Source organism: Roseateles cavernae (assembly GCF_040187885.1).
GTDB lineage: Bacteria > Pseudomonadota > Gammaproteobacteria > Burkholderiales > Burkholderiaceae_C > Roseateles_E > Roseateles_E cavernae.
Genome location: NZ_JBDPLH010000005.1, coordinates 189,888 through 215,479, shown reverse-complemented (window position 1 = coordinate 215,479; position 25,592 = coordinate 189,888). Strand labels below are relative to the sequence as shown.

Annotated in this window: 25 protein-coding genes and 1 tRNA gene; 23 read left to right on the top strand and 3 right to left on the bottom strand. The window is 67.6% G+C overall.

The genetic code is table 11. From position 1 onward, the window contains the following. The first annotated feature begins 7 nt into the window (after positions 1 to 7). Positions 8 to 619 (top strand): hypothetical protein, encoded by a 612-nt coding sequence (locus ABGI63_RS16005; RefSeq protein WP_349743346.1) that lies wholly within the window; start codon positions 8 to 10, stop codon positions 617 to 619. Between the two features lie 13 nt (positions 620 to 632). Here ABGI63_RS16005 and ABGI63_RS16000 read toward each other — a convergent pair whose 3' ends face one another. Continuing rightward, positions 633 to 1,400: a PP2C family protein-serine/threonine phosphatase gene (locus ABGI63_RS16000; protein ID WP_349743345.1), complete on the bottom strand. Its 768-nt coding sequence runs from the start codon at positions 1,398 to 1,400 to the stop codon at positions 633 to 635. An 89-nt stretch (positions 1,401 to 1,489) separates the two neighbouring features. Here ABGI63_RS16000 and ABGI63_RS15995 point away from each other — a divergent pair, with 89 nt between their 5' ends. Both ABGI63_RS15995 and yoaA read left to right on the top strand, forming a co-directional pair. Then, on the top strand, positions 1,490 to 1,693 hold the full coding sequence (locus ABGI63_RS15995; RefSeq protein ID WP_349743344.1) for a YdcH family protein: 204 nt from the start codon (positions 1,490 to 1,492) through the stop codon (positions 1,691 to 1,693). 57 nt (positions 1,694 to 1,750) lie between these two features. After that, positions 1,751 to 3,739 carry a DNA repair helicase YoaA gene (gene yoaA / locus ABGI63_RS15990; RefSeq protein ID WP_490424229.1) on the top strand — a complete coding sequence of 663 codons (1,989 nt, stop codon included), beginning with the start codon at positions 1,751 to 1,753 and terminating at the stop codon, positions 3,737 to 3,739. Between the two features lie 52 nt (positions 3,740 to 3,791). On the opposite strand, the gene ABGI63_RS15985 is transcribed toward yoaA, so the two are convergent. Further along, positions 3,792 to 4,637, bottom strand: a complete 846-nt coding sequence (locus tag ABGI63_RS15985; protein ID WP_137941742.1) for an outer membrane protein assembly factor BamD — start codon at positions 4,635 to 4,637, stop codon at positions 3,792 to 3,794. A 55-nt stretch (positions 4,638 to 4,692) separates the two neighbouring features. Here ABGI63_RS15985 and ABGI63_RS15980 point away from each other — a divergent pair, with 55 nt between their 5' ends. The 20 genes from ABGI63_RS15980 to ABGI63_RS15885 all read left to right on the top strand — a co-directional run bounded on the left by ABGI63_RS15980 (position 4,693) and on the right by ABGI63_RS15885 (position 25,270). Continuing rightward, positions 4,693 to 5,709 carry an RluA family pseudouridine synthase gene (locus tag ABGI63_RS15980; RefSeq protein WP_349743343.1) on the top strand — a complete coding sequence of 339 codons (1,017 nt, stop codon included), beginning with the start codon at positions 4,693 to 4,695 and terminating at the stop codon, positions 5,707 to 5,709. A 259-nt stretch (positions 5,710 to 5,968) separates the two neighbouring features. Beyond that, positions 5,969 to 6,685 (top strand): SMC-Scp complex subunit ScpB, encoded by a 717-nt coding sequence (gene scpB / locus ABGI63_RS15975; RefSeq protein ID WP_349743342.1) that lies wholly within the window; start codon positions 5,969 to 5,971, stop codon positions 6,683 to 6,685. Further along, on the top strand, positions 6,682 to 8,730 hold the full coding sequence (locus tag ABGI63_RS15970) for a pseudouridine synthase (RefSeq protein ID WP_349743341.1): 2,049 nt from the start codon (positions 6,682 to 6,684) through the stop codon (positions 8,728 to 8,730). Before scpB ends, ABGI63_RS15970 begins: the two co-directional genes overlap by 4 nt. Before the next feature lie 99 nt (positions 8,731 to 8,829). Further along, positions 8,830 to 9,255, top strand: a complete 426-nt coding sequence (ndk, locus tag ABGI63_RS15965) for a nucleoside-diphosphate kinase (protein ID WP_137941745.1) — start codon at positions 8,830 to 8,832, stop codon at positions 9,253 to 9,255. Between the two features lie 55 nt (positions 9,256 to 9,310). Next, a complete protein-coding gene (rlmN, locus tag ABGI63_RS15960; protein WP_432767428.1) occupies positions 9,311 to 10,447 on the top strand; it encodes a dual-specificity RNA methyltransferase RlmN in 1,137 nt (378 codons plus the stop codon). Positions 10,448 to 10,473: 26 nt separating this feature from the next. Then, a complete protein-coding gene (gene pilW, locus ABGI63_RS15955; RefSeq protein WP_349743340.1) occupies positions 10,474 to 11,280 on the top strand; it encodes a type IV pilus biogenesis/stability protein PilW in 807 nt (268 codons plus the stop codon). Between the two features lie 10 nt (positions 11,281 to 11,290). Then, positions 11,291 to 12,211 carry a helix-turn-helix domain-containing protein gene (locus tag ABGI63_RS15950; protein WP_349743339.1) on the top strand — a complete coding sequence of 307 codons (921 nt, stop codon included), beginning with the start codon at positions 11,291 to 11,293 and terminating at the stop codon, positions 12,209 to 12,211. A gap of 2 nt (positions 12,212 to 12,213) precedes the next feature. Then, positions 12,214 to 13,488, top strand: a complete 1,275-nt coding sequence (gene ispG / locus ABGI63_RS15945; RefSeq protein WP_349743338.1) for a flavodoxin-dependent (E)-4-hydroxy-3-methylbut-2-enyl-diphosphate synthase — start codon at positions 12,214 to 12,216, stop codon at positions 13,486 to 13,488. Between the two features lie 4 nt (positions 13,489 to 13,492). Then, complete coding sequence (gene hisS / locus ABGI63_RS15940; RefSeq protein ID WP_349743337.1) at positions 13,493 to 14,806, top strand: histidine--tRNA ligase; 1,314 nt, start codon at positions 13,493 to 13,495, stop codon at positions 14,804 to 14,806. A gap of 43 nt (positions 14,807 to 14,849) precedes the next feature. Next, positions 14,850 to 15,530: a YfgM family protein gene (locus ABGI63_RS15935; protein WP_262969559.1), complete on the top strand. Its 681-nt coding sequence runs from the start codon at positions 14,850 to 14,852 to the stop codon at positions 15,528 to 15,530. After that, positions 15,527 to 16,654, top strand: coding sequence for an outer membrane protein assembly factor BamB (gene bamB / locus ABGI63_RS15930; protein ID WP_349743336.1), 1,128 nt, complete (start codon positions 15,527 to 15,529; stop codon positions 16,652 to 16,654). Before ABGI63_RS15935 ends, bamB begins: the two co-directional genes overlap by 4 nt. 48 nt (positions 16,655 to 16,702) lie before the next feature. Beyond that, complete coding sequence (gene der, locus ABGI63_RS15925) at positions 16,703 to 18,037, top strand: ribosome biogenesis GTPase Der (RefSeq protein ID WP_349743335.1); 1,335 nt, start codon at positions 16,703 to 16,705, stop codon at positions 18,035 to 18,037. Positions 18,038 to 18,127: 90 nt separating this feature from the next. Continuing rightward, positions 18,128 to 18,376 (top strand): RNA chaperone Hfq, encoded by a 249-nt coding sequence (gene hfq / locus ABGI63_RS15920; RefSeq protein ID WP_137941753.1) that lies wholly within the window; start codon positions 18,128 to 18,130, stop codon positions 18,374 to 18,376. 31 nt (positions 18,377 to 18,407) lie between these two features. Continuing rightward, a complete protein-coding gene (gene hflX, locus ABGI63_RS15915) occupies positions 18,408 to 19,664 on the top strand; it encodes a GTPase HflX (protein ID WP_349743334.1) in 1,257 nt (418 codons plus the stop codon). 11 nt (positions 19,665 to 19,675) lie between these two features. Further along, positions 19,676 to 20,974 (top strand): FtsH protease activity modulator HflK, encoded by a 1,299-nt coding sequence (gene hflK / locus ABGI63_RS15910; protein WP_137941755.1) that lies wholly within the window; start codon positions 19,676 to 19,678, stop codon positions 20,972 to 20,974. 18 nt (positions 20,975 to 20,992) lie between these two features. After that, positions 20,993 to 21,886, top strand: a complete 894-nt coding sequence (gene hflC / locus ABGI63_RS15905) for a protease modulator HflC (RefSeq protein WP_137941756.1) — start codon at positions 20,993 to 20,995, stop codon at positions 21,884 to 21,886. Between the two features lie 9 nt (positions 21,887 to 21,895). Beyond that, the gene (locus tag ABGI63_RS15900; protein WP_269840560.1) at positions 21,896 to 22,084 is read left to right on the top strand and encodes a DUF2065 domain-containing protein; all 189 of its coding nucleotides are present in this window, start codon (positions 21,896 to 21,898) and stop codon (positions 22,082 to 22,084) included. A 79-nt stretch (positions 22,085 to 22,163) separates the two neighbouring features. Then, the gene (locus tag ABGI63_RS15895; protein ID WP_269840559.1) at positions 22,164 to 23,327 is read left to right on the top strand and encodes an ATP phosphoribosyltransferase regulatory subunit; all 1,164 of its coding nucleotides are present in this window, start codon (positions 22,164 to 22,166) and stop codon (positions 23,325 to 23,327) included. 40 nt (positions 23,328 to 23,367) lie between these two features. After that, positions 23,368 to 24,705, top strand: a complete 1,338-nt coding sequence (locus tag ABGI63_RS15890; RefSeq protein WP_137941759.1) for an adenylosuccinate synthase — start codon at positions 23,368 to 23,370, stop codon at positions 24,703 to 24,705. Between the two features lie 43 nt (positions 24,706 to 24,748). Further along, complete coding sequence (locus ABGI63_RS15885) at positions 24,749 to 25,270, top strand: phosphoribosyltransferase (protein ID WP_137941760.1); 522 nt, start codon at positions 24,749 to 24,751, stop codon at positions 25,268 to 25,270. Between the two features lie 154 nt (positions 25,271 to 25,424). On the opposite strand, the gene ABGI63_RS15880 is transcribed toward ABGI63_RS15885, so the two are convergent. Next, a tRNA-Leu gene (locus tag ABGI63_RS15880) sits at positions 25,425 to 25,509 on the bottom strand. Between the last annotated feature and the right edge of the window lie 83 nt (positions 25,510 to 25,592).

The following is a 25,592-nucleotide window of genomic DNA, read 5'->3' as shown; positions in this document are numbered from 1 at the left end:
CCATGCCATGTCCAAGACCTCCCTGCTGCTGAGCCTGATGCTGCTGAGCGCCGCGTCGGCCGGTGCGGCCGGCGAGCGCGAGGCGCTGGCCGAGCAGCGCCGGCACATCGAGGCCCGACATGCCAAGGCGCAGCAGGCCTGCGCGCCGCGCTTCAATGTCAATGCCTGCGAGCAGCAGGCCCGGCTGGAGCGTTCGGCGGCGCTCAAGCCGCTGCTGGCGCGTGAGCAGGAGCTGGACAGCGCGCAGCGCCAGGCGCGCGCCCAGGCCCAGCGCGAGCGGGTGCAGGCCAAGCAGCAGGCCTTTGCCAGCGAGGACGGCAAGCGCATGCAGCGCTCCTTGCTGGCCGACCTGCCAAAGCCGGCTGCGGCCGCTTCCAAGCCGCATCGCGTCGTCGATGAGCAGGCCCATGGTCGCGCGGTGCAGGCCGAGATCGCGCGCGGCGAGCGCGCCGCAGAACGGCGTCGCCAGCAGGCGGCCGAGCGCCAGCAGGAGGCCCAGGCGCGGCGCGCGGCGGCACAAAAGCGTCAGCAGCAGCGTGCGCAGTCCAGCAAGCCGGCGGCCAGCCTGCCGCAGCCGACGGCGGACGAGATCGCCAAGCTGCCGCCGGCCAAGCCCTAGCCCCGCAGGGAACTCAGGCCAGCGCTTCGACCCGTACGATGGCCAGCGACAGGTTGTCGCCGGCACCGTGGGCGCGCTGACGCGCCTTCTCGATCAGCAGCTCGGCGGCCTCGCGCGGCGGCAGGCCGTGCATCACGGTGCCCAGCTCGCGCGGGCTGAAGTAGTGCCATAGCCCGTCGCTGCAGGCCAGCAGGCTGTCGCCAACCTGCAGCTGCTCGGTGATGTCCAGGCTGGGCGTCGGGTCCTGCACCGTGCCCAGGCAGCCGGTCAGCAGATTCGACTGCGGATGCACGGCGGCCTCGGCCTCGCTGATCTGGCCCTCGTCGATCAGGCGTTGCACAAAGGAGTGGTCCAGGCTGCGCTTGAGCATCTCGGCGCCGCGGAAATGGTAGAGCCGCGAGTCGCCGGCATGCACCCAGTGGCAGCGCCGGTCCGGGCTGACCAGAAAGGCCGCCAAGGTGCTGTGCGGCTCCTCCTCGGTGGCGATGGCGGTCAGCTTGATCATCAGATGGGCTTCGGCCGCCATCTGGGCCAGGAAATCGGCCGGCGGCTCCTCGCCGGGCACATAGCGCTCGAACAGCTGGCCGGCGGTCAGCACCACCTGGTCGGCCGCCTTGCGCCCGCCGCTCTTGCCGCCCATGCCGTCGGCCAGCACGGCCAGCAGGCAGCCGGTCTGGCGCGCGTGGGTAAACACCTCGACCTGGTCCTGCTGATAGAGGCGGTCCCCGCGATGGGTGCCGGTGGCGGCGCTGAGTCGAAATCCGGGGGAGCTGCGCGTCATGGGAAGAACTGTGGGTTTCGCAAAAACTATAATCGTCAACCGATGTCCAGCGTGCACTCAGCGCGCCATCCGTGCCAGCTTACCCTTTCATGGATGAACAGCTTCACTCTTTATCGCGCCGCCTGATCGAATTGCGCATGGAACACGCCGATCTGGATGTGATGATCGATCGGCTGGCCCAGCAGCAACCGCTCGACGAGCTGGCGCTGCGGCGGCTGAAGAAGCGCCGCCTGGCGCTGCGCGATCTGATTTCCCGCCTGGAGCAGGCCAATGACCCGGCCGAACCGGCCTGAACGAGGCACAGCCTGTTGAGCGAACAAGAAGCGGCGTTCCTGCGCGACCAGGACGACATCAGCGAGAAGGTCGAGAAGAGCGAGCTGGAGCAATGGGTGGCCGCCGCCTTCGACCGTGGCGGCCCGCTGTCCCGGGCCGATCCCGGCTATTCGCCGCGCGAGCCCCAGCTGCTGATGAGCCAGGCGGTCGCCCGGGCGATGGCGCGGCGCGAGGCCCTGGTGGTGGAGGCGGGCACCGGCGTCGGCAAGACCTTTGCCTATCTGGTGCCGGCCCTGCTGTCGGGCGGCCGCGCCCTGATCAGCACCGCGACCAAGAGCTTGCAGGATCAGCTTTTTCTGCGTGATCTGCCGCGCCTGTGCGAGGCCTTGCAGACGCCCACCCGCATCGCCTTGCTGAAGGGCCGCAGCAGCTATCTGTGCCTGCATCGGATGAAGCATGCGCGCCACAGCGCCGAGCTGCCGGACCGGCGCGCGGTGATGCTGCTGGCCCGCGTCGAGCAATGGGCGCAGCAGACCGTCAGCGGCGATCTGGCCGAGATGGAGGGCCTGGACGAGCGCTCGCCCATCATCCCCATCGTCAGCTCGACGCGCGACAACTGCCTGGGTTCCGACTGCCCCGAGTTCCGCGCCTGCCATGTGGTGAAGGCGCGCCGCGAGGCGATGGAGGCCGATGTGGTGGTGGTCAACCACCATCTGTTCTTTGCCGATATGGCGTTGCGCGACAGCGGCGTGGCCGAGCTGCTGCCCGGGGTCGATGTTGCGGTATTCGACGAGGCCCACCAGCTGCCCGAGGCCGGCGTGCAGTTTCTCGGCACCATGCTGGGCACGGGCCAGCTGCTGGACTTCGCCCGCGATGTGCTGGCCCAGGGCCTGAGCGAGGCACGCGGCCTGCAGGACTGGCAGGGCCTGCACGCCGGACTGGAGCGGGCCGCGCGCGAGCTGCGCCTGGCCTGCGCCGGCTCGATGAAGGAGGTGCGCGGCATCCTGAAGCTGCGCTGGCAGGAGCGCGCCGGCAAGCCCGGTTTCGCCCCGGCACTGGGCGAGGTGGCGCGGATGGCCGATCTGGCGGTCGAGATGCTGGCCACGGTCAACGAGATCTCGCCCGACTTCGTGCGCCTGCACGAGCGCGCTCAGCAGCTGGCCGAGCAGGCCCGGCATTTCGCGGCGGCGCCCGAGGCCGGCGATGTGCGCTGGATCGATCTGAGCCCGCACCAGGCGCGCCTGGTCGAATCGCCGCTGGACATCCGCGATGCGATGCAGGAGCAGCTGGCGGGGCCACCGAAAGCCTGGATCTTCACCTCGGCGACGCTGGGCGACGATGAGCGGCTCTCCTGGTTCACCGAGCCGGCCGGCCTGGACAGCGCGCGGGTGCTGCGCGTCGGCAGCCCCTTCGACTATCCCGCGCATGCGCGGCTCTACGTCCCGCGCGGCTTCCCCAAGCCCAGCGAGCCCGATCACCCGCTGGAGGTGGCGGCAATGGCGGCGCGCTGTGCCCGCGCGCTGGGTGGCCGCACCTTTGTGCTGACCACCACCTTGCGCGCCTTGCAAAGCATCGGCGACGCCTTGCGCGAAGAGTTCGAGCGCGGCTTCGATGCGATCAAGGTGCTGGTCCAGGGCGCGGCGCCCAAGCGCTTGCTGCTGCAGCAGTTCATGGCCGACCCCTGTGCGGTGCTGGTCGGCTCGGCCAGCTTCTGGGAGGGCATCGATGTGCCCGGCGACGATCTGCAGTGCGTGCTGATCGACAAGCTGCCGTTCCCGCCGCCCAGCGACCCGCTGGTCGAGGCCCGCGTGCAGCGGCTCGAAGCCGCCGGCCGCAATGCCTTTGCCGAGTTCTTCATCGCCGAGGCCGCGATCGCGCTGAAGCAGGGCGGCGGCCGGCTGATACGCAGCGAGACCGACCGTGGCCTGCTGATCGTCTGCGATCCGCGCATGGCCGGCATGAACTACGGCCGGCGCCTGCGCGAGGCCTTGCCGCCGATGACGCGGCTGGCCAGCGAGGACGAGGCGCTGGACTGGCTGCGTCTGCTGGCCGCCGAGCGGGCGTAAGGGCGGGCGTAAAAAAGCCCGCTGCTGCGGGCTTGGTCTTCAGCGCTGCGGCTTACCAGACCTGCCACCAGGCGCGCTTCTTGCCGGCAAAGCCGGCGCTCAGATAGGCGCTGTCCGGAAAGTTCTGCTTCAGCACGCGCTCGGCGTCGTCGCGCAGCGGCTTCAGGTTCAGCTTCTCGTAGCTTTGCATCATGATGTAGAGCGCCTCCTCGGCCGACGGTGCGCGCTGGAACTCGGTCACCGCCTGCTGGGCGCGGTTGGCCGCCGCGACATAGGCGCCGCGGGTGTAGTAGTAGCGCGCCACATGGACCTCGTAGCTGGCCAGCGTGTTGGTGATGTAGTCGACGCGCAGGCGCGAGTCGTCGGCGTACTTGGAGTCGGGGAACTGCTCGGCGACCTGCTTGAAAGCCAGCAAGGCATCGCGCGAGGCCTGCTGGTCGCGCTCCGAGATGTCCTGGCGGGCCAGGCGGCCGAACAGGCCCAGGTCCTCGTTGAAATTGACCAGGCCCTTCAGGTAGAGCGCGTAATCCAGCGCCGCGCTTGACGGGTTGTTCTTGATGAAGCGGTCCAGCGTGACGATGGCGGCGGCGCGCTCGCCGCTGCGGTACTGGGCCCAGGCCAGATCGAGCCCGGCCTGCTGCGCCATCAGCGTGCCGGCGGCGCGGCCTTCGATGCGCTCCAGCGTCTTGATGCCGCGGTCGTAGCTGCCGCTGGCGATGTCGGCCTTGGCGTCTGCGTACAATTTGTCCAGATTGGCCTGCGAGTTCGGATCATCCGCCGGAGTGGAAGAGCAGGCCGCCAGCAAGGCCAGGGCGCCGGCCGCGACCAACGTGGCGAGCCGCGAGGCGGTTGCTGGGTTCGCCGGCGCCTGGAGGCGCTGCACGCAGTTTTCTGTCATGGTCCATGCCGGTGCCATGGCACCGAACTTCAGCTGAAATTGGAGAATTGATTATATGGTTCAGGCCTCGCCTGCCCTGGAGCTCTCGTCCGAGAGCGACGCCAGTGAAGAATTACAAGAACTCGAACAGGCGGAACAGCGCGAGGCCATGGTGGATGAGGCCGGCCATGGCCAGCGCCTGGACAAGTGGCTGGTGGCTCTGGCGCCGGAGTTTTCGCGCAACCATCTGCAGAGCCTGATCGAGCGCGGTCATGTGCAGATCAACGGCCAGGTCGCCACCAGCGCCTCGCGCAAGCTGCAGGCCGGCCAGCGCGTGCAGGTCGAGTTGCAGCCGACTGCCGAGAGCCGTGCCTTCCGTGCCGAGCCGCTGGCGTTGAACATCGTCTTCGAGGATGAGCATCTGATGGTGCTGGACAAGGCGCCGGCCATGGTTGTTCATCCGGCCGCCGGCAACTGGTCGGGCACGGTGATGAACGGCCTTCTGGCCCATCATCCGGCCGCCGCGACCCTGCCGCGCGCCGGCATCGTGCACCGCCTGGACAAGGACACCTCGGGCCTGATGGTGGTCGGCAAGACCCTGGAGGCGGTCACCGCGCTGACCCGCATGATCGCGGCCCGCGAGGTGCATCGCGAGTATCTGGCGCTGACCCACGGCCGGGTGCCGGAGCAGATGACGGTCGATGCGCCGCTGCGGCGTGATCCGGCCTCGCGGGTCAAGATGGCGGTGCTGTCCAGCGGCAAGCCCTCCCGCACCGACGTCTATGGCCTGGCCCAGACCGAGATCGAGAACCGCAGCTACAGCGCCGTGCACTGCGTGTTGCACAGCGGCCGCACCCACCAGATCCGCGTCCATCTGGCCAGCAAGGGCTACCCTCTGGTGTCCGATGCGCTCTATGGCGGCGCGCCGGCTTTCGGCCTGGCGCGCCAGGCCCTGCATGCGGCGCGGCTGAGTTTTGCCCATCCGATCCAGGGTCGGCCGCTGGTGTTTGATGCGCCGCTGCCACAGGATTTGGCCAATAGTTGGGCTTTGGCCGGGCTGCCGATGCCGGAGCTGCCGCCGTTGGCGGATTGAGCGCGCTACAATCGTGGCAACTTGGTTCAGCCGAGCGCGGCGGATGTCGTACCAATCCGCAGCGGCGCCTGGACCGAGGCCGTGCAGGCCATGCTCATCCCCGTGAGGGCTAGTTTGAAACCGCTCGGCCGATATGCCCCGCCTCCCATGCCGCTGAACAGGTCAGCCCCGGGGCCGGTTGCCCTGACCCGAACAGCCCGCTGAGAACAGCGACTCGATCAATGCCCGCCCGTACCGGTGAGCCAGCCGACAGCAGTCGATGAACACACAGGATGCAAAGCGCGTCCTCGAGACCGCGCTGATTTGCGCCCAGCAGCCGCTCACCTTGCGTGAGCTGCGTACCTTGTTTGCCGACGGCGTCGGCCCGGATACCGTGCGCAGCCTGCTGGACGAGCTGGTGCGCGACTGGGACGGGCGGGGCGTCGAACTGGTGGCGGTGGCCTCGGGCTGGCGCTTCCAGAGCCGACCGGAGCTGCGCGAGTATCTGGACCGCCTGCATCCGGAGAAGCCGCAGCGCTATTCGCGGGCCGTGATGGAGACGCTGGCCATCATTGCCTACCGTCAGCCGGTGACGCGTGGTGATATCGAGGACATCCGCGGCGTCGTGGTGTCCACACAAATTGTCAAACAGCTGGAGGACCGGGGCTGGATCGAGGTGATAGGCTATCGCGAGGCGCCGGGTCGTCCGGCCCTGTATGCGACGACCCGCCAGTTTCTCGATGACCTCGGGCTGTCCAATCTGGAGCAATTGCCCCTGTTGAGTGCCGGTGGCGAGCCGGGCCCCGAGTTGGGCCAGCTGCTGCAGGCACAGAGTTCGCTGCTGGAAGACGGCAGCCAAGAGGCGCAGGCTGCCAGCGCGCCTGCCGCCGCATCTGAATCCGAATCCGCGCCCATGGCTTCCCATGCGGGCGCTCCCGTTCCGGCTCTGCCGGACTCCGACCCTGAAGCCACCGAGAAGGTGCAAGCCGACGCATGAATTCCAACGACACCGATCCCAAGGCCGCCGAGGCCCCGAGCGACGCTCCCGAAGCCGCGCCGAAGCGACGCCGTGCGCCGGCGCGCGCCAAGGCCGAGGCCGTGGTCGAAGCAGCGGCGCCTGAGGCTGCGGCCGAGGCCAAGCCTGTGAAGCCGCGCGCACCGCGCAAGACGGCGGCCAAGAAGGTCGATGAGGCTGTGGCCGAATCGGTGATCGAGGCGGCGGCGCCGGTCGAGGCTGCCGTGGCCGAAGAGGCTGTGGTGACCAAACGCCGCGCACCTCGCAAGACGGCGCTCAAGACCGAATCGCTCGACGCAGCGCCGGTGCAGCTGACGCTGGAGGCGGCGCCTGTCGCCGAGCCGGTCGCTGTCGATGCCGGCGAGGCCCAGGAGTCGGCGGAGAGTGCCGAGGGCGCAGAGGGTGCCGAGTCTGCTGGCGAGCGCGAGCCGCGTGGCAACCGCAACCGCCGTCGTGGCCGCAAGGATCGCAATGAGGCTGCCGATGGTGCCGAGTCTCGCGAAGCCCGTGAGCCCCGTCCTCCGCGTCAGGACGCCGTCGCGCCCGAGCAATTGCAGGCCGAGACGGTCGAACGCTTTGCCCAGGTGCTGGCCGGCGAGTTCGATGCGGCCGATGAGGAGCCGGTGGCCGAGGTCGAGGAGCAGGAGGTCGAGACCAAGCGCGTGCTGGCGCCCGAGCCCGATGCCCCCAAGCTGCAGAAGGTGCTGGCCCAGGCCGGCATCGGCTCGCGCCGCGATATCGAGGACATGATTGCCGAGGGCAAGATCGAGGTGAACGGCGAGGTGGCCCATATTGGCCAACGCATCTCCTTCGGTGACCGCGTCCATGTGGCCGGCAAGCCGATCAAGGTGCGCATCTCGCCGCCGCCGCCGCGCATCCTGGCCTATCACAAGCCGACCGGCGAAGTGGTCAGCTTCAATGACCCGGAAGGCCGTCCCACCGTGTTCCGCCACCTGCCCAAGCTCTATCAGGGCAAATGGCAGTCGGTCGGCCGGCTGGATCTGAACACCGAAGGCCTGCTGCTGTTCACCAACTCGGGTGAGCTGGCCAATCAGCTGATGCACCCGCGCTTCGGCGTCGAGCGCGAGTACGCGGTGCGCGTGCTGGGCACGCTCAGCGACGAGCAGCGCAGCCGCCTGTTGGAAGGCGTGATCATCGAAGGCCAGAAGGCCGGCTTCAAGAGCATCGAGGACGGCGGCGGCGAGGGTGTCAATCGCTGGTATCGCGTGGTCATCACCGAAGGCCGCAACCGCGAGGTGCGCAAGCTGTTCGAGGCCGTTGGTCTGGTGGTCAGCCGCCTGATCCGCATCCGCTACGGCACCGTGGTGCTGCCGCGCGGCCTCAAGCGCGGCGTCTGGGTCGAGCTGGGCGAGGACGATGTGCGCGTGATCCGCCGACTGGCCGGTGGCCCGCAGCAGCCGCGGGACGCGCAGCGCGAACCGCGTGAGCCTCGCGACGGGCAGGCGCCGCGTGGCGAGCGCGGTGGCCAGCCGCGCAATGAGCGCGAGCGTGGCAACGAGCGCTCGAACAATCGCCGCAGCGACGGCCGCCAGGCCGGCGTCGGTCCGCGCCCGAGCCGTCCGGAGGCGCCGCGCGAGCGTGCGCCCGAGCGCCCGTCCGAGCGTTTCAATGAGCCGCGTGCCAACGAGCGCCCGGACCGCGACGACGAGGATGGTGACGATTTCATCCCGCGCAATATCAATCCGCTGGAGCAGACCTTCGACCGCCGTTTTGCGACCGGCAGCAAGCGCATTCCGCAGGGCTTCGGTGCCGGCGGCAGCGCTCAGGACCGGGGCGGCAACCGTGGCGGCGGCAACAAGGGCGGCCCGCGCGAGCCCGATCCGATGCAGACCTCGGTCGGCTATATCGGCGGTGATGCCTTTGTGCGCCGTGGTGGCGGCGGCGGTGGCCGCTCCGGCGGTGGTGGTGGTGGTGGTGGTGGTGGTGGTGGCCGCAGCGGCGGGGGCGGCGGTCGCTCCGGCGGCGGCGGTGGCCGTGGCGGCGGCTTTGGCGGCCGCAACCGTTGAGTTCCCGGTGCCGGCCTTCATGAGGCCGGCATCTTCAGGCATTACAATCCAAGGCTTTGCCAAGCCCCAAGATTTCAGGACATATTCAGGAGAATAACCATGGCTATCGAACGTACCCTTTCTATCATCAAGCCCGATGCCGTGGCGAAGAACGTCATCGGCCAGATCTACGCCCGCTTTGAAGGCGCCGGCCTGAAGGTGGTTGCCGCCAAGATGGCACATCTGTCGCGTGGCGAGGCCGAGGCCTTCTACGCCGTGCACAAGGCACGCCCCTTCTTCAACGATCTGGTGACCTTCATGATCTCCGGCCCGGTGATGATCCAGGCGCTGGAAGGCGAAGGCGCGATCCTGAAGAATCGCGATCTGATGGGCGCCACCGATCCGAAGAAGGCCGAGAAGGGCACGATCCGCGCCGACTTCGCCGACAGCATCGATGCCAACGCCGTGCACGGCTCCGACGCTGCCGAGACGGCCGCTCAAGAGATCGCTTTCTTCTTCCCCGGCATGAATGTCTACAGCCGTTAAGACGGCCCAATGCCTCTTGTGCTCTGGCCTTGAGGCTGGATCAAAGAGGTAAACAATGGACGCGGCCAACCTGCTCGGTTTGACGAACCTGCTCGGTTTCGATCTGGAGGGTCTGGCCGCGTACTGCGAGCAGCTGGGTGAGAAGCGCTTTCGCGCCACCCAGCTGTTTCGTTGGATCCATCAAAAAGGCGCATCTGACTTCACTCAGATGTCCGACCTGGCCAAGTCGCTGCGCGACAAGCTGGCCACCCGGGCGCACATTGCTGCGTTGCCGGTGATTTCCGAACATGTCTCGACCGACGGCACGATCAAGTGGCTGTTCGATGTCGGGGCTGGTGATGCGGTCGAAGCGGTGTTCATCCCCGAAGACGACCGTGGCACCCTGTGCATCTCCTCTCAGGCCGGCTGTGCGGTGGGCTGCCGCTTCTGCTCGACCGGCCACCAGGGCTTCAGTCGCAATCTGGACACGGCCGAGATCATCGCCCAGCTCTGGTTTGCCGAGCACAGCCTGCGCAAACGCCTGAATACCGAAGAGCGCGTCATCTCCAATGTCGTGATGATGGGCATGGGCGAACCGCTGCAGAACTACAGCGCCCTGGTGCCGGCGCTGAAGATGATGCTGGACGATCATGGCTACGGCCTGTCGCGCCGTCGCGTGACGGTCTCGACCTCGGGCGTCGTGCCGATGATCGACCGGCTGCGCGACGATTGCCCGGTGGCGCTGGCCGTGTCGCTGCACGCGCCGACCGACCCCTTGCGCGACCAGTTGGTGCCGCTGAACAAGAAGTACCCGATTGCCGAGCTGCTGGAGGCCTGCAATCGCTATCTGGACAAGGCGCCGCGCGACTTCATCACCTTCGAGTACTGCATGCTGGACGGCGTCAACGACACGCCGGAGCAGGCGCAGGAGTTGGTGGCGCTGTTGCGCGGCCATGTCTCCTGCAAGATCAATCTGATTCCCTTCAATCCCTTCCCGGCCTCGGGCCTGAAGCGCAGCTCGAACGAGCGCGTCAAGGCCTTTGCCGAGGTGCTGATACAAGCCGGCCTGATCACGACGATACGCAAGACCCGTGGCGACGATATCGACGCCGCCTGCGGTCAGCTGGCGGGCGAGGTACAGGACCGCACCCGTGCCCATGTGCGCATGGTGCGGGCGCCGGTCAGCGTGGTCCGCCCGAACCGCCCCGTCTAGCCCTCCCACCAACCTCGACACCCTCAATGAACCAGCTTCTGCAGCTTCCGGTCTTTCGTGCGGCAACGATGGCGCTGTTGCTGGCCCTGCTGGCTGCCTGTGCGGGCGGCCCGCGCGGTCAGACGGCCGAGGTGCGTACCGCCTCGGATCAGACCGATGCCGACCGCCGCGCTGCGGTGCGCATTGAGCTGGCCTACGGCTACTTCTCGCGCGGCCAGTACAGCACCGCGCTGGATGAGCTCAAGCAGGCCCTGCAGGCCAAGCCGGACATGCGCGAGGCCCTGAATTTGCGTGGCCTGGTCTATGCGGCGCTGGGCGAGATCCCGCTGGCCGAGGAGAGCTTTGCGCGCGCGCTGAGCCTGAATCCGCGCGACCCCGATACGCTGCACAACTACGGCTGGTTCCTGTGCCAGCAGCGCCGCTGGCCCGAGTCCTATGCCCAGTTCGATCTGGCGCTGGCCCAGCCGCAGTACCGCGGCCCCTCGCGCTCGCTGCTGGCCAAGGGCGTCTGCGAACTGGCGGCCGGCCAGTTGCCGGCCGCCGAGAAGACGCTGGCGCGCGCCTTCGAGATCGACCCGGGCAACCCGGCCATCGCCGTCAATCTGGCCGATGTGCTGTATCGCGGCGGGCAGTTCGAGCGGGCGCGCTTTTATGTGCGCCGCGTCAACGCCCAGCCCGAGCAAAGCAGCGCGCAAAGCCTGTGGCTGGCGCTGCGCATCGAGCGACGCCTGGGCAACAGCGCCTCGGTGGACGAGTTGAGCCAGCAGCTGCGCCGCGGCCATGCGCAGTCGCCCGAGGCGCTGGCCCTGGACCGGGGTCGATTTGATGAGTGAAGGGGAGCGCATGTCTTCGATCCTGAGCGAGGCCGAGGCCCCGCCGCTGGCCGTCCCAAGCCCGCAGAGCGCCGGCGCCTGGCTGCGTGCGGCACGCATGGCCCAGGGCCTGCACATCGCGGCGCTGGCGGCGCAGCTGAAGGTGCCGCAGGCCAAGCTGGAGGCCCTGGAGGCCGACCGCTACCAGGATCTGCCGGACCTGACCTTTGCGCGCGCGCTGGCCAAGGCCATGTGCCGGGTGTTGAAGGTCGATGCGGCGCCGGTGCTGGCGCTGCTGCCGCGCGGCGATGAGGCGGGCCTGGACCGCGTGTCGCGCGGGCTGAACCAGCCCTTCCGCGAGCGCCCGGGGCGCGAGGACTCGGTGTCGCTGGACTGGCTCAAGCGCCCGCTGGTGTGGGCGCCGGCCGGCCTCTTGCTGGCCGCGCTGCTGATCTATCTGCTGCCGACCCAGTGGCTGGGTTCGCTGGATTCCTTCGGTGAGGGCGCGATGGAGCAGGGTACGGCCCAGCCGGTGCCCGCGGCGCCGGCCGCCAGCGCGGATGCCGCGCCCGTGCCCGCCGAAACCACGGGCTCGGCCCCGGCCGCCATCGTCGCTGCGCAGACGATCACCGCCGCACCACTGGCTGCGCCGGTGGCGAGTGCGGCGCCGGTCGCCGTCAGCGCCAGCGCCAGCGCGCCGGTGCTGGCCGTCGGCCAGGTGCCGCTGAGCATCAAGACCTCGGCCGAGTCCTGGGTCGAGGTGGTCGATACCAAGGGTCAGGTCTTGTTTTCCAAGCTGATGCGCCCCGGCGAATCGGCCGCGCTGGCGGCCCAGCCGCCGCTGCGGCTGCGGGTGGGCAATGTCTCGGGCACCGAGATCACGCTGCGCGGTGCGGCCGTCGATCTGGCGGCGCAGGCCAAGGACAATGTCGCGCGACTGGAGTTGAACTGAACATGATTGACACGCAAAGCACGATTGCCCAGGCCATCGAGGCGGCCAACCCGGCCGCGCGCCGCTCGCGCCAGGCCACGGTGCGCTGGGGTTCGCGTCTCGTGACGGTGGGGGGCGCTGCGCCGGTGCGGGTGCAGTCGATGACCAATACCGACACGGTCGACGCGATCGGCACCGCCATCCAGATCAAGGAACTGGCGATCGCCGGCTCGGAGATGGTGCGCATCACCGTCAACACGCCCGAGGCCGCCGATGCGGTGCCGGCGATCCGCGAGCAGCTCGACCGCATGGGTATCGATGTGCCGCTGATCGGCGACTTCCATTACAACGGCCATCGCCTGCTGACCGAACACCCGGCGATGGCGCAGGCGCTGTCCAAGTACCGCATCAACCCCGGCAATGTCGGCAAGGGCGACAAGAAGGACCGCCAGTTCGCGATGATGATCGAGGCGGCGGTCAAGTATGACAAGGTCGTGCGCATCGGTGTCAACTGGGGCAGCCTGGACCAGGAACTGCTGGCCCAGATGATGGACGAGAACGCGCTGCGCGCCGAGCCCTGGGACGCCAAGCAGGTGATGTACCAGGCGCTGGTGCAGTCGGCCCTGAGCTCGGCCGACTATGCGCGCGAGCTGGGCCTGAACCCCGACAACATCATCATCAGCTGCAAGGTCAGCGGTGTGCAGGATCTGATCTCCGTCTATCGCGCGCTGGCCGCGCGCTGCGACTATGCGCTGCACCTGGGTCTGACCGAGGCCGGCATGGGCACCAAGGGCACGGTGGCTTCCAGCGTGGCCTTGGGCATCCTGGCCCAGGAAGGCATTGGCGACACCATCCGCGTCTCGCTGACCCCGCAGCCCGGCGAGTCGCGCACTCAGGAGGTGGTGATCGCCTCCGAGATCCTGCAGTCGCTGGGCCTGCGCGCCTTCAATCCCAGCGTCACCGCCTGCCCCGGCTGCGGCCGCACGACCAGCACCACCTTCCAGGAGCTGGCCAAGCAGATCGACGACTTCCTGCGCGCGCAGATGCCTGTCTGGCGCAGCAAGTACCCCGGCGTCGAGAACATGAAGGTGGCCGTGATGGGCTGCATCGTCAACGGCCCCGGCGAGAGCAAGCATGCCGACATCGGCATCAGCCTGCCCGGCACCGGCGAGGCCCCGGCTGCGCCCGTCTTCATCGACGGCGAGAAGGCCCTGACCCTGCGCGGCGAGAACATCGCCACCGAGTTCCACGCGCTGGTCGAGAACTACATCGAGAAGCGCTTCGGCGCCACGGCTTGAATCCATGACTGAGCAGAAGAAGATGCAGCCGCTGCAGGCGGTGAAGGGCATGAATGACATCCTGCCGCCGGAATCGGCGCGCTGGGAGTGGCTGGAGGCGAAGATGCGCAGCGTCTTGCAGCGCTATGGCTATCAGAATGTGCGCACGCCCATCGTCGAGCCGACGGCGCTGTTCGTGCGCGGCATCGGCGAGGTGACCGACATCGTCGAGAAGGAGATGTACGCCTTCGAGGACCGTGCCGACAAGCACGGCCAGGCCGAGCATCTGGCGCTGCGTCCCGAGATGACGGCCGGCGTGGTGCGGGCGATGATCGAGCACAGCTATCTGCGCGACTCCGGCCGGCGCCTGTACTACTTCGGCCCGATGTTCCGCCGCGAGAAGCCGCAGAAGGGCCGCTACCGGCAGTTCCACCAGATGGGCGTCGAGGCGCTGGGCTTCAATGGCCCGGACGTCGATGCCGAGGTGATACTGATGGGCAGCCGCCTGCTGCGCGAGCTGGGCCTGGTCGAGGACGAGCATGTGCGTCTGGAGCTGAACTGCCTGGGCTCGCCGGACGAGCGCCGTGCCCACCGCGAGGCCCTGATTGCGCACCTGGAGGCGCACAAGGAATTGCTGGACGAAGACAGCCAGCGCCGCCTCTACACCAACCCGCTGCGCGTGCTGGATACCAAGAACCCGGCGCTGCAGGAGATGGCCAATGCGGCGCCTCGGCTGCTGGACTTCCTCGGCGACGCCTCGCTGGCGCATTTCAACGGCGTGCGTGCCATCCTCGATGCGGCCGGCGTCAAGTACACGATCAACCCGCGCCTGGTGCGCGGCCTGGACTATTACAACCTGACCGTGTTCGAGTGGATGACCGACAAGCTCGGCTCGCAGGGCACGGTCTGTGGCGGCGGCCGCTATGACGGCCTGATCGAGCAGCTGGGCGGCAAGCCGGCGCCGGCGGTGGGCTTCGGCATGGGCCTGGAGCGCATGCTGCTGTTGCTGGAAGAGGTCGGTGCGCCGGTCGAGGTGCCGCAGCCGGATGCCTACGCCATCGTGCCCTCGGCCGAAGGCCTGCCGCAGGTGATGGTGGCGCTGGAGCAGCTGCGTGCCGCCGGCGTCTCGGTGGTCCTGCATCCGGGCCAGTCCAGCATGAAGTCGCAGTTCAAGAAGGCCGACGCCTCGGGTGCGGCCTTCGCGCTGGTGTTCGGTACCGACGAACTGGCCCAGGGCCTGGTGGCGGTCAAGCCGCTGCGCGACGCGGCGGCCGCTCAGTTCACCCGCAGCCTGGCCCAGGTGGCCGACTGGGCCGGCGAGCTGCGGCTCAACGCATAATCGCGGCTCATTCCTTCCCCCTCTTACAAGAACACTTTCCCTCATGGCGTCTCATCTCGATCTGGAAGAACAGGAACAGCTGGACCAGCTGAAGGCCTTTTGGAAGCGCTACGGCAACCTGATCACCTGGGGCCTGACCCTGGCGCTGACGGCATTCGCGGGCTGGAATGGCTGGAATTACTGGCAGCGCGAGCAGGCCGTCAAGGCCGCCGCGATGTTCGATGAGCTGGACCGCGGCGTGCAGGCCGGCGATGCCGAGCGCGCCGGGCGCGTCTTTGCCGATATGAAGGAGCGCTTCCCGCGCACCGCCTACACCGCCCAGGCGGCGCTGCTGGCCGCCAAGGTGCAGACCGACAAGGGCCAGCTGGATGCCGCCAAGGCCAGCCTGGCCTGGGCCGCCGAGTCGGCCGGCGAGGGTGAGTACCGCGATATTGCGCGTCTGCGTCTGGCCGGCTTGCAGCTCGATGCCAAGCAGTATGACGAGGCCGCCAAGACCCTGGATGGCGTCAAGTCGGCCGACTTTGCCGCGCTGGTGGCGGATCGCCGTGGCGACCTGGCCGTGCTGCAGGCCAAGCCGGATCAGGCCAAGACCGAGTATCTGAAGGCCTATGCCGCGATGGACAAGACCCTGGACTACCGCCGCCTGATCGAGGCCAAGCTGGCCACGCTGGGCGTGACCCCGCCCGATGAGGTGGCCGCCGCCGCATCCGGAGCCGCGAAATGAGGGCCGCCGTCAAACCGCTGAGTGGCCTGCTGCTGGCCGTCGCGCTGAGCGCCTGCTCGGTCTTCAATCCTTCCAACGCACCCAAGCCGGCGCCGCTGGAGGCCGTGGCTTCCGCGGGCGCCGAGCGCGTGGTCTGGAGCCTCAAGCAGGACGGCCTGCAGTTCCCGCTGTCGATCGCGACCGCCGGCCAGCAGTTCATCGTCGCCAGCTCGGACGGCGTCGTGCAGTCGCTGCAGGCCGACAGCGGCGCGCTGCTGTGGCGCGGCGAGGCCGGTGCCAAGCTCAATGCCGGCGTCGGCAGCGACGGGCGCTTTGCCGCCGTCGTGACCCGCAACAACGAGCTGGTGGTGCTGGACGCCGGCCAGCCGGTCTGGCGCAAGACGATGACCTCGACCGTGCGCGCCGCGCCGCTGGTGGCCGGCGAGCGCGTGTTCGTGCTGACGGTGGATCGCCAGGTGCTGGCCTTCGATGCGCTCGACGGCCGCCGCCTGTGGGACCTGCGCCGCCCCGGCGATCCGCTGACCTTGCTGCAGCCCGGTGTGATCGCGGCCTACAAGGACACGCTGGTGGTCGGGCAGGGCGCCCGTCTGGCCGGCGTCGATCCGCTGCGCGGCACCTTGCGCTGGGAGGCCAGCGTGGCCAACCCGCGCGGCACCAACGAGGTCGAGCGTCTGGCCGATCTGGTCGGCCCGCTGCTGCGCCAGGGCGAGATCCTGTGCGCCCGCGCCTTCCAGTCGGCGGTGGGCTGCGTCAATGCCGAGCGCGGCAGCGCGCTGTGGAGCCGCAATACCGGCGGCACCCAGGGGGTCGGCGGTGATGCCCAGTTCGTCTTCGGTGCCGATGGTTCGGACCGCCTGACCGCCTGGAAGATCGCCAACGGTGATGTGGCCTGGACGGCAGAGCAGTTCCTGAACCGCAAGCTCAGCGCGCCGCTGAGCATGGGCAGCAGCCTGCTGATCGGCGATTTCGAAGGCTATGTGCACATCGTCGCGCGCGACACCGGCAAGACCCGCGCGCGCCTGGCCACCGATGGTTCGCCCATCGTGGCCGCGCCGGTGGCCCTGGGTGGCACCGTGCTGGTTGCCACCCGCAATGGCGGTTTGTTTGCGATCAAGCCTGAATAAGGCCGAGCAAGCGCGCCGCTCAACGTCAGAGAAAAGAACAAGAAGATCATGAAACCCGTCATCGCCCTGGTCGGCCGCCCCAATGTGGGCAAGTCCACGCTGTTCAACCGCATGACCAAGAGTCGTGACGCCATCGTGGCCGACTTTGCCGGGCTGACCCGCGACCGCCATTACGGCGATGGCCGCCTGGGCGCGCGCGACTTCATCGTCATCGACACCGGCGGCTTCGAGCCCGACAGCACGACCGGCATCGTCAAGGAGATGGCCAAGCAGACCCGCCAGGCGGTGGCCGAGGCCGACGCGGTGGTCTTCGTCGTCGATGTGCGCACCGGCCTGTCGGGCCAGGATCAGGACATCGCGCGCTATCTGCGCCAGGCCAATAAGCGCATCTTCCTGGCCGTCAACAAGGCCGAGGGCATGAGCGAGTCGCCGCTGCTGGCCGAGTTCCATGAGCTGGGCATGGGCGAGCCGCATCCGATTTCGGCGGCCCATGGCCAGGGCATCCGCAGCCTGCTGGAGGCGGTGCTGGAGCTCTTCGAGTTCGAGGAGGACGAGGAGGCCGGGCCGGAAGAAGATGGCGTGATCCGCCTGGCCGTGGCCGGCCGCCCGAATGTCGGCAAGAGCACGCTGATCAACACCTGGCTGGGCGAGGAGCGCCTGGTGGCCTACGACATGCCCGGCACGACGCGCGATGCGATCTCGGTCGACTTCGAGCGCAACGGCCAGAAGTTCCAGCTGATCGACACCGCCGGCCTGCGCCGCAAGGGCAAGGTGTTCGAGGCGATCGAGAAGTTCTCGGTGGTCAAGACCCTGCAGGCGATTGCCGATGCCAATGTCGTGCTGCTGCTGCTGGACGCGACCCAGGGTGTGTCCGACCAGGACGCCCATATCGCCGGCTACATCCTCGACAGCGGCCGCGCAGTGGTGCTGGCCGTCAACAAATGGGATGCGATCGACAGCTACCAGCGCGAGCAGCTGCAGCGCTCGATCGAGCAGCGTCTGGCCTTCCTGAAGTTCGCGCCCATCCACAATATCTCGGCGCTCAAGCGCCAGGGCCTGGGCCCGCTGTGGAACGCGATGGCCGACGCCTACGCCTCGGCCTTCAAGAAGATGACCACGCCGGTGCTGACCCGCCTGATCCAGGAAGCGGTCGAGCACCAGACGCCCAAGCGCAGCGGCCATTTCCGGCCCAAGCTGCGCTACGCCCACCAGGGTGGCATGAATCCGCCCATCGTGATCGTCCACGGCAACTCGCTGGAGGGCATCACCGAGGTCTACAAGCGCTATCTGGAGGGCCGCATCCGCGCCCACTACAAGCTGACCGGTACGCCGCTGCGCATCGAGATGCGCTCGTCAAAGAATCCGTTCGCCGATAAAGAATAAAGACGATTCCGGCATTCGGGGCAACCCTGCTTTCCCTGTGTTAAGGTGGAAGCCTTCCAACCCAACTCCCCTTCCAACACGGAGCATATCGTGAGCAACAAAGGCCAACTCTTGCAAGATCCCTTCCTGAATCTGCTGCGCAAAGAGCATGTGCCGGTGTCCATTTACCTGGTCAACGGCATCAAATTGCAAGGGCATATCGAGTCCTTCGACCAGTACGTGGTCTTGCTGCGCAATACCGTGACGCAGATGGTTTACAAGCACGCCATTTCCACCGTGGTGCCCGGTCGCGCGGTGAATTTCCACGCTGCCGATGGCGGCGCCGGCGAAGCCACTTGAACGCGCGGGGCAGCAGCCCCATCGCAAAACCTTGAGTTCCTCCCCATCCTCCACGCTCGCGTCGCCGCCCTCTGAGGCGGCGCGCGCCATTCTCGTCGGCGTCGATTTCGGCCGTTCCTCGAGCTACGCATCGACCTTTGATCCCACCCTGGACGAGCTGGCCTTGCTGGCCGAATCGGCCGGCGACACGCCGGTGGCCAAGGTGATTGCGCGCCGGCAGGCGCCCGATGCGGCGCTGTTTGTCGGCTCCGGCAAGGCCGACGAGATCAAGCTGCTGGTGCAGGCGCACCAGGCGCACACGGTCCTGTTCGACCAGGCGATCTCGCCGGCCCAGCAGCGCAATCTGGAGCGCGTGCTCGGCGTGCCGGTGGCCGATCGCACCGCGCTGATTCTTGAAATCTTCGCGGCCCGGGCGCAAAGCCATGAGGGCAAGCTGCAGGTCGAGCTGGCGCGGCTGCAATACCTGGCCACGCGCCTGGTGCGGCGCTGGAGCCACCTGGAGCGGCAGAGCGGCGGCATCGGCATGCGCGGCGGCCCCGGCGAGGCCCAGATCGAGCTGGACCGCCGCATGATCGACGACCGCATCAAGGTCACCAAGGAGCGGCTCAGGAAGGTGCAGCGCCAGCGCACGACCCAGCGCCGTGCGCGCGAGCGCAACAGCGTGTTCCGCGTCTCGCTGGTCGGCTACACCAATGCCGGCAAGTCCACGCTGTTCAATGCGCTGGTCAAGGCGCGCGCCTATGCGGCCAACCAGCTGTTCGCGACCCTGGACACCACCACCCGCTCGCTGTACCTGGAGGCGGCCGGCGCCAGTGTCTCGCTGTCCGACACGGTGGGCTTCATCCGCGATCTGCCGCACAAGCTGGTCGAGGCCTTCAAGGCCACCTTGCAGGAGGCGGCCGAGGCCGATCTGCTGCTGCATGTGGTGGATGCCGCCAGCGCGACGCTGGACGAGCAGATGGTCGAGGTCGAGCGGGTGCTCGACGAGATCGGCGCCGCCGACATCCCGCAGATCCTGGTCTACAACAAGCAGGACATGCTGGACGAGAATCAGCGGCCGCGTGCGGCGCTGGACTGGATCGAGCGTCCGGGCGGCCTGCGGGTGCCGCGCGTGTTTGTCAGTGCGCTGACCGGCCAGGGCCTGGATGTGCTGCGGGCCCAGATCGTCGCGGCCATGGGCATCGTGCCGGCCGCAGACTTGAATGCGCAAGAGCTGACCCCATCTGAAGCAGGCGAAAGTGCGGATCAAAGTGCGGAAAATGCCGCCACCGCTCTACAACATCAATGACAGGCAAGAGCATGAATACCTTTGAGCCCGTGAGCGCCGCCCAGCCTGGGCAGCGACTCAGCGCCCTGGCGGCAGCCACGCGAGCCTTGATCGGCGGTCTGCTGCGCCGTGACTGGCGTGAGGGCCGCCATCTGAGCAATGGCCGCAACGATGGCCCGCCGGACCTGGACGAGCTCTGGCGCGACTTCAATCGCAAGCTCAGCGGCATGTTCGGCGGCAAGGGCGGCGGCAACAACACCCCACCCAGCGGCGGCGGTGGCAATGGCTTCCAGCCCGATATGAAGAGCGCCGGCATCGGTGTCGGCCTGATCGCCGGCGTGGTCGCGCTGGGCTGGCTGGGCAGCGGCTTCTACATCGTGCAGGAAGGCCAGCAGGCGGTCGTGACTTCCTTCGGCAAGTACAGCAAGACGGTCGATGCCGGCTTCAACTGGCGCCTGCCCTATCCCTTTCAGGCCAATGAAATCGTCTCGGTGACCCAGCTGCGCTCGGTCGAGGTGGGCCGCAATGCGGTGGCCCAGGCCACCGGCCTGCGCGACTCCTCGATGCTGACCCTGGATGAGAACATCGTCGACATCCGCTTCACCGTGCAGTACCGGCTGAAGGATTCGCGCGAGTACCTGTTCGAGAACCGTGGCCCCGACGAGGCGGTGATCCAGGCGGCCGAGTCGGCCGTGCGCGAAATCGTCGGCAAGAGCAAGATGGACTCGGTGCTCTACGAGCAGCGCGATGCGATCGCTGCCGAGCTGGCCAAGTCGGTGCAGAACCAGCTGGACCGGCTCAAGGCCGGCATCCTGGTGGCCAATGTCAATGTCCAGAACGTGCAGGCGCCCGAGCAGGTGCAGGCCGCGTTCGACGATGCCTTCAAGGCCGGCGCCGACCGCGAGCGCCTGAAGAACGAAGGCCAGGCTTATGCCAACGACGTGATCCCCAAGGCCCAGGGCACCGCCGCTCGCTTGCGCGAGGAGGCCGAGGGCTACAAGTCGCGCGTGGTGGCGCAGGCCGAGGGTGATGCACAGCGCTTCAAGAGCGTGCTGACCGAATACCAGAAGGCGCCGGCGGTGACCCGCGACCGCCTCTACATCGACACGATGCAGCAGGTCTACTCCAATGTCAGCAAGGTGATGGTGGACAGCCGCAACGGCTCCAACCTGCTTTATCTGCCGCTGGACAAGCTGATCCAGCAGGCCGGCGGCACCGTGACCGCCTCGGTGCCGACGCCGGCCGCCGTGCCCGACAGCACGACGCCGAGCGGCAATGCCGATGTGCGTTCGCGCGACGGTCTGCGCAGCCGTGACCGTGACGGTCGTTGAGGCAAGGAAGACAACACTATGAATCGCATTGCCTCCATTGTTGCCGGCGCCCTGATCGCCTTCATGCTGGCCAGCTCGACCCTGTTCATCGTTGACCAGCGCCAGTTCGCCGTGGTCTATGCGCTGGGTGAGATCAAGGAAGTGGTCACCGAGCCGGGTCTGAAGTTCAAGATGCCGCCGCCGTTCCAGAACGTGGTGTTCCTGGATCGCCGCATCCAGACCCTGGACAGCCCCGATTCGCGCGCCATCTTCACGGCCGAGAAGAAGAGCCTGGTGATCGACTGGCTGGTCAAGTGGCGGGTTTCCGAGCCGCGCCAGTTCATCCGCAATAGCGGCACCGACATGCGCAATGTCGAGACCCGGCTGAGCCCCATCGTGCAAGCCGCCTTCAACGAGGAAGTGACCAAGCGCACCGTGCTGGCCGTGCTGGCCACCGAGCGCGAGAAGGTCATGACCGATGTGCTCAAGCGCCTGGAGGACGAGGCCAAGCAGTTCGGTATCGAGGTGGTGGACGTGCGCATCAAGCGCGTCGATTTCGCCGCCAACATCACCGACTCGGTCTACCGCCGCATGGAGTCCGAGCGCAAGCGCGTCGCCAACGAGCTGCGCTCGACCGGCGGCGCCGATGGCGAGAAGATCCGCGCCGACGCAGATCGTCAGCGTGAGGTCATCGTGGCCGAGGCCTACCGCGATGCGCAGAAGATCAAGGGTGAGGGCGACGCCAAGGCCTCGGCCCTGTATGCCGAAGCCTTTGGCCGCGATCCGCAGTTTGCCCAGTTCTATCGCTCGCTGGAGGCCTATCGCTCGAGCTTCCGCAACAAGTCGGATGTGATGGTGGTCGACCCCAGCAGCGACTTCTTCAAGGCCATGCGCGGTGGTGGCCCTGCGGCGCCCGCCAAGAGCGGCAAATAAGCCGAGCTCATGGGCGACGCCTTGCTGGGCGCGCTGGCCCTGATGCTGGTGATCGAAGGGCTGCTGCCCTTCATCAACCCCGGCGCCTGGCGGCAGGTGTTCGCCCGCATGCTGGCGATGAGCGACGGGCAGATCCGCTTCGTCGGTCTGTCCAGCATCATCGCCGGCCTGCTGCTGCTCTACGCCTTCTGGGGCTGATCCGCTGCCGCGCTCGGGCTTTCGCCGGGCGGTCGCACGGGACCGGTACAATGCCGTTTTTAACCGCCCCCTGAACTCCATGTCCTCTGCTTGGCTGCTGCCCGAGCACATCGCCGACGTGCTGCCTTCCCAGGCGCGCCGCATCGAAGAGTTGCGCCGCGAGTTGCTGGATATGGCGCGTACCTACGGCTGTGAGCTGGTGATGCCTCCCTTGCTGGAGCATCTGGATTCGCTCTTGTCCGGCACCGGCCGTGAGCTCGATCTGAAGACCTTCAAGCTGGTCGATCAGCTCTCCGGTCGCAGCCTCGGCGTACGCGCCGACACCACCCCCCAGGTGGCCCGCATCGATGCCCATCTGCTGAACCGCGCCGGCGTGACCCGCTTGTGCTACTGTGGTCCGGTGCTGCATACCCGGCCGGCTGGCCTGCACGCGACACGCGAGCCGCTGCAGTTTGGCATCGAGATCTATGGCCATGCCGGCCTGGAGGCCGATCTGGAGGTGCAGGAGTTGGCGCTGGATGCCTTGCAGCGCGCTGGCGTGCGCGATATCGCGATCGATCTGGGCGATGCACGTCTGGTTCAGGGCCTGCTCGGTGAGGTGCAGCCGGCACCGGCGGTGCTGAACGACATCGTCGCGGCGCTGGCGGCCAAGGACGCGGCCGCGCTGCGCCTGCTGACGCGCGAGCTGCCGGCTGCGGCCGGGGAGGGCCTGCAAGCCCTGCTGTCGCTGTATGGCGGCATCGAGGTGCTGGCGCAGGCGCGCGAGCGCCTGCCCAGGACGCCGGCCGTCACGGCGGCGCTGGACGATCTGCAATGGCTGGCCACGCATCTGCAGCAGACCCATCCCGAGGTCAGCCTCGGCTTCGATCTGGCCGATCTGAGCGGCTATGCCTACTACAGCGGCGTGCGCTTCGCGCTCTATGCCGCCGGCTCCAGCGACGCGGTGCTGCGCGGCGGCCGCTATGACGAGGTCGGCGCGGTGTTCGGCCGGCGCCGTCCGGCCGTCGGCTTCAGCCTGGATCTGAAGGTGCTGGTGGCGCTGAGCCCGGCCAGTGCGCTGCGTGCGGCGGTGCGGGCGCCCTGGGGCGAGGACGCGAGTCTGCGCGCGGCGGTCCGCCGGCTGCGCGAGCTGGGCGAGACGGTGGTGTGCATGCTGCCTGGGCATGAGCACGAAGGCGACGAATTCGACTGCGACCGCGAACTGGTGCGCGTCGACTCTCAGTGGGTGGTGCGCGCGCTCTGAGCCGCGTGTCGCCGAAACAAACTTAGCGAGCGGGTTTTTTATGACGAACAGCGAAATAGCGCGCGGCCGTAATGTGGTCGTTGTGGGCACCCAGTGGGGTGACGAAGGCAAGGGCAAGGTGGTCGACTGGATGACCCCGCACGCCCAGGGCGTGGTGCGCTTCCAGGGCGGCCACAACGCCGGCCATACCTTGGTGATCAAGGGCGTGAAGACCGCGCTGCAACTGATCCCCTCGGGCATCATGCGCGACGGCGTGGCCTGCTATATCGGCAACGGTGTGGTGCTGGACCCGACCCATCTGCTGGGCGAGATCGAGCGCCTGGAGAAGGCCGGCGTCGAGGTGCGTTCGCGCCTCTACATCTCAGAGTCCTGCCCGCTGATCCTGCCTTTCCATGTCGAGGTCGACAAGGCCCGCGAGGCGCTGCGCGAGAGCAGCGGCAGCGGCAAGATCGGCACCACCGGCAAGGGCATCGGCCCGGCCTATGAGGACAAGGTCGCGCGTCGCGCGTTGCGCGTGCAGGACCTGAAGCATCCCGAGCGTTTCGCGAAGAAGCTCAAGGAGCTGCTGGAGCTGCACAACTTCGCGCTGACCGGCTACCTGAAAGGCACGGCGCTGGAGTTCCAGCCGATCTACGACCAGGCCATGAAGATGGCCGAGGTGCTCAAGCCCATGATGGCCGACGTGGGCTATCTGATCCACAAGGCCCACCAGGCCGGCGCCAACATCCTGTTCGAAGGCGCACAAGGTACCCTGCTGGACATCGACCACGGCACCTACCCCTATGTGACCTCGAGCAACTGCGTGGCCGGCAATGCCGCCGCCGGCGCCGGCGTCGGACCGCAGATGCTGCACTACATGCTGGGCATCACCAAGGCCTACACGACGCGCGTCGGCTCGGGCCCGTTCCCGACCGAGCTGGAGTGGGAGAAGGAAGGCACGGTCGGCTATCACCTGGCCACCGTCGGCCAGGAGCGTGGCACCGTGACCGGCCGCGCCCGCCGCTGCGGCTGGCTCGACGCCGCCGCACTGAAGCGCTCCATCATCATCAACGGCATCAGCGGCCTGTGCATGACCAAGCTGGACGTGCTGGACGGCCTGGCCGAGGTCAAGATGTGCATCGGCTACGAGCTCAACGGCCAGATGATCGACATCCTGCCGCTGGACGCCGACGACATCCTGGCCTGCAAGCCGGTGTTCGAGACCTTCCCGGGCTGGACCGAAACGACTTTCGGCATGACCGACTGGGATGCGCTGCCGCTGAATGCGCGCCGCTATCTGGAGCGCGTGCAGGAGGTCATCGGCGCGCCGATCGCGATGGTCTCGACCGGCCCCGACCGCGACCACACCATCGTGCTGCGCCATCCCTACCAGGCCTGAGCCTGAAACCCTCAAGACCTGACCCCATAAGGAGAAAAACCCCATGTTGACCGACGACGGCAAGCATTTGTACGTGTCCTGGGACGAATACCACATGCTGATCGAGCGCCTGGCGCTGAAGGTCCATGCGTCCGGCTGGGAGTTCGACCAGATCCTGTGCCTGGCCCGTGGCGGCATGCGCCCCGGCGATGTGCTGTCGCGCGTGTTCGACAAGCCGCTGGGCATCATGTCGACCAGCTCCTACCGTGCCGAGGCCGGCACGATCCAGGGGCGGCTGGACATCGCAAAATACATCACGATGCCCAAGGGCGAGCTGGCCGGCCGCGTGCTGCTGGTCGATGATCTGGCCGATTCGGGCGTGACCCTGCGCGCCGTGGTCGAGCGCCTGCGCGGCATGCCCTCGATCAGCGAGCTGCGCTCGGCGGTGATCTGGACCAAGGGTGTGTCCAGCTACACGCCGGACTACTATGTCGAGATGCTGGAGACCAGCCCCTGGATCCACCAGCCTTTCGAGGAGTACGACGATTTGCGGCCGGACGCGCTGGCCAAGAAATTCGCCGTCTGAGACTCTGGGCCCGACGATACCGATGACAGCCAAGCCGACCTCGCAAGCATGCCGGGTCGGCTTTGTTGTATCTGCGCGCCGCTGCGCCGTACTCGGTGGCTCGGGCTCGTTCGGAAATGAAAAAGGCCAGCACAATGTGCTGGCCTTTTATGTTTGGTGCCCAGGAGAGGACTCGAACCTCCACGGAGTTACCCGCTAGTACCTGAAACTAGTGCGTCTACCAATTCCGCCACCTGGGCTTTCAGGAAAGCAAGGATTCTATCATCAAAAATATCAAGTCCTCAAGCGCCACGCAGAGTGCGGGCGCAACGAATGCGGCGCT

Coding starts and splice junctions, on each gene's coding strand:
- ABGI63_RS16005 (WP_349743346.1), top strand. CDS start 8: ATGTCCAAGACCTCCCTGCTGCTGAGCCTGATGCTGCTGAGCGCCGCG.
- ABGI63_RS16000 (WP_349743345.1), bottom strand. CDS start 1,400: ATGACGCGCAGCTCCCCCGGATTTCGACTCAGCGCCGCCACCGGCACC.
- ABGI63_RS15995 (WP_349743344.1), top strand. CDS start 1,490: ATGGATGAACAGCTTCACTCTTTATCGCGCCGCCTGATCGAATTGCGC.
- ABGI63_RS15985 (WP_137941742.1), bottom strand. CDS start 4,637: ATGACAGAAAACTGCGTGCAGCGCCTCCAGGCGCCGGCGAACCCAGCA.
- ABGI63_RS15980 (WP_349743343.1), top strand. CDS start 4,693: ATGGTTCAGGCCTCGCCTGCCCTGGAGCTCTCGTCCGAGAGCGACGCC.
- scpB (WP_349743342.1), top strand. CDS start 5,969: ATGAACACACAGGATGCAAAGCGCGTCCTCGAGACCGCGCTGATTTGC.
- ABGI63_RS15970 (WP_349743341.1), top strand. CDS start 6,682: ATGAATTCCAACGACACCGATCCCAAGGCCGCCGAGGCCCCGAGCGAC.
- ndk (WP_137941745.1), top strand. CDS start 8,830: ATGGCTATCGAACGTACCCTTTCTATCATCAAGCCCGATGCCGTGGCG.
- rlmN (WP_432767428.1), top strand. CDS start 9,311: ATGGACGCGGCCAACCTGCTCGGTTTGACGAACCTGCTCGGTTTCGAT.
- pilW (WP_349743340.1), top strand. CDS start 10,474: ATGAACCAGCTTCTGCAGCTTCCGGTCTTTCGTGCGGCAACGATGGCG.
- ABGI63_RS15950 (WP_349743339.1), top strand. CDS start 11,291: ATGTCTTCGATCCTGAGCGAGGCCGAGGCCCCGCCGCTGGCCGTCCCA.
- ispG (WP_349743338.1), top strand. CDS start 12,214: ATGATTGACACGCAAAGCACGATTGCCCAGGCCATCGAGGCGGCCAAC.
- hisS (WP_349743337.1), top strand. CDS start 13,493: ATGACTGAGCAGAAGAAGATGCAGCCGCTGCAGGCGGTGAAGGGCATG.
- ABGI63_RS15935 (WP_262969559.1), top strand. CDS start 14,850: ATGGCGTCTCATCTCGATCTGGAAGAACAGGAACAGCTGGACCAGCTG.
- bamB (WP_349743336.1), top strand. CDS start 15,527: ATGAGGGCCGCCGTCAAACCGCTGAGTGGCCTGCTGCTGGCCGTCGCG.
- der (WP_349743335.1), top strand. CDS start 16,703: ATGAAACCCGTCATCGCCCTGGTCGGCCGCCCCAATGTGGGCAAGTCC.
- hflK (WP_137941755.1), top strand. CDS start 19,676: ATGAATACCTTTGAGCCCGTGAGCGCCGCCCAGCCTGGGCAGCGACTC.
- hflC (WP_137941756.1), top strand. CDS start 20,993: ATGAATCGCATTGCCTCCATTGTTGCCGGCGCCCTGATCGCCTTCATG.
- ABGI63_RS15900 (WP_269840560.1), top strand. CDS start 21,896: ATGGGCGACGCCTTGCTGGGCGCGCTGGCCCTGATGCTGGTGATCGAA.
- ABGI63_RS15895 (WP_269840559.1), top strand. CDS start 22,164: ATGTCCTCTGCTTGGCTGCTGCCCGAGCACATCGCCGACGTGCTGCCT.
- ABGI63_RS15890 (WP_137941759.1), top strand. CDS start 23,368: ATGACGAACAGCGAAATAGCGCGCGGCCGTAATGTGGTCGTTGTGGGC.
- ABGI63_RS15885 (WP_137941760.1), top strand. CDS start 24,749: ATGTTGACCGACGACGGCAAGCATTTGTACGTGTCCTGGGACGAATAC.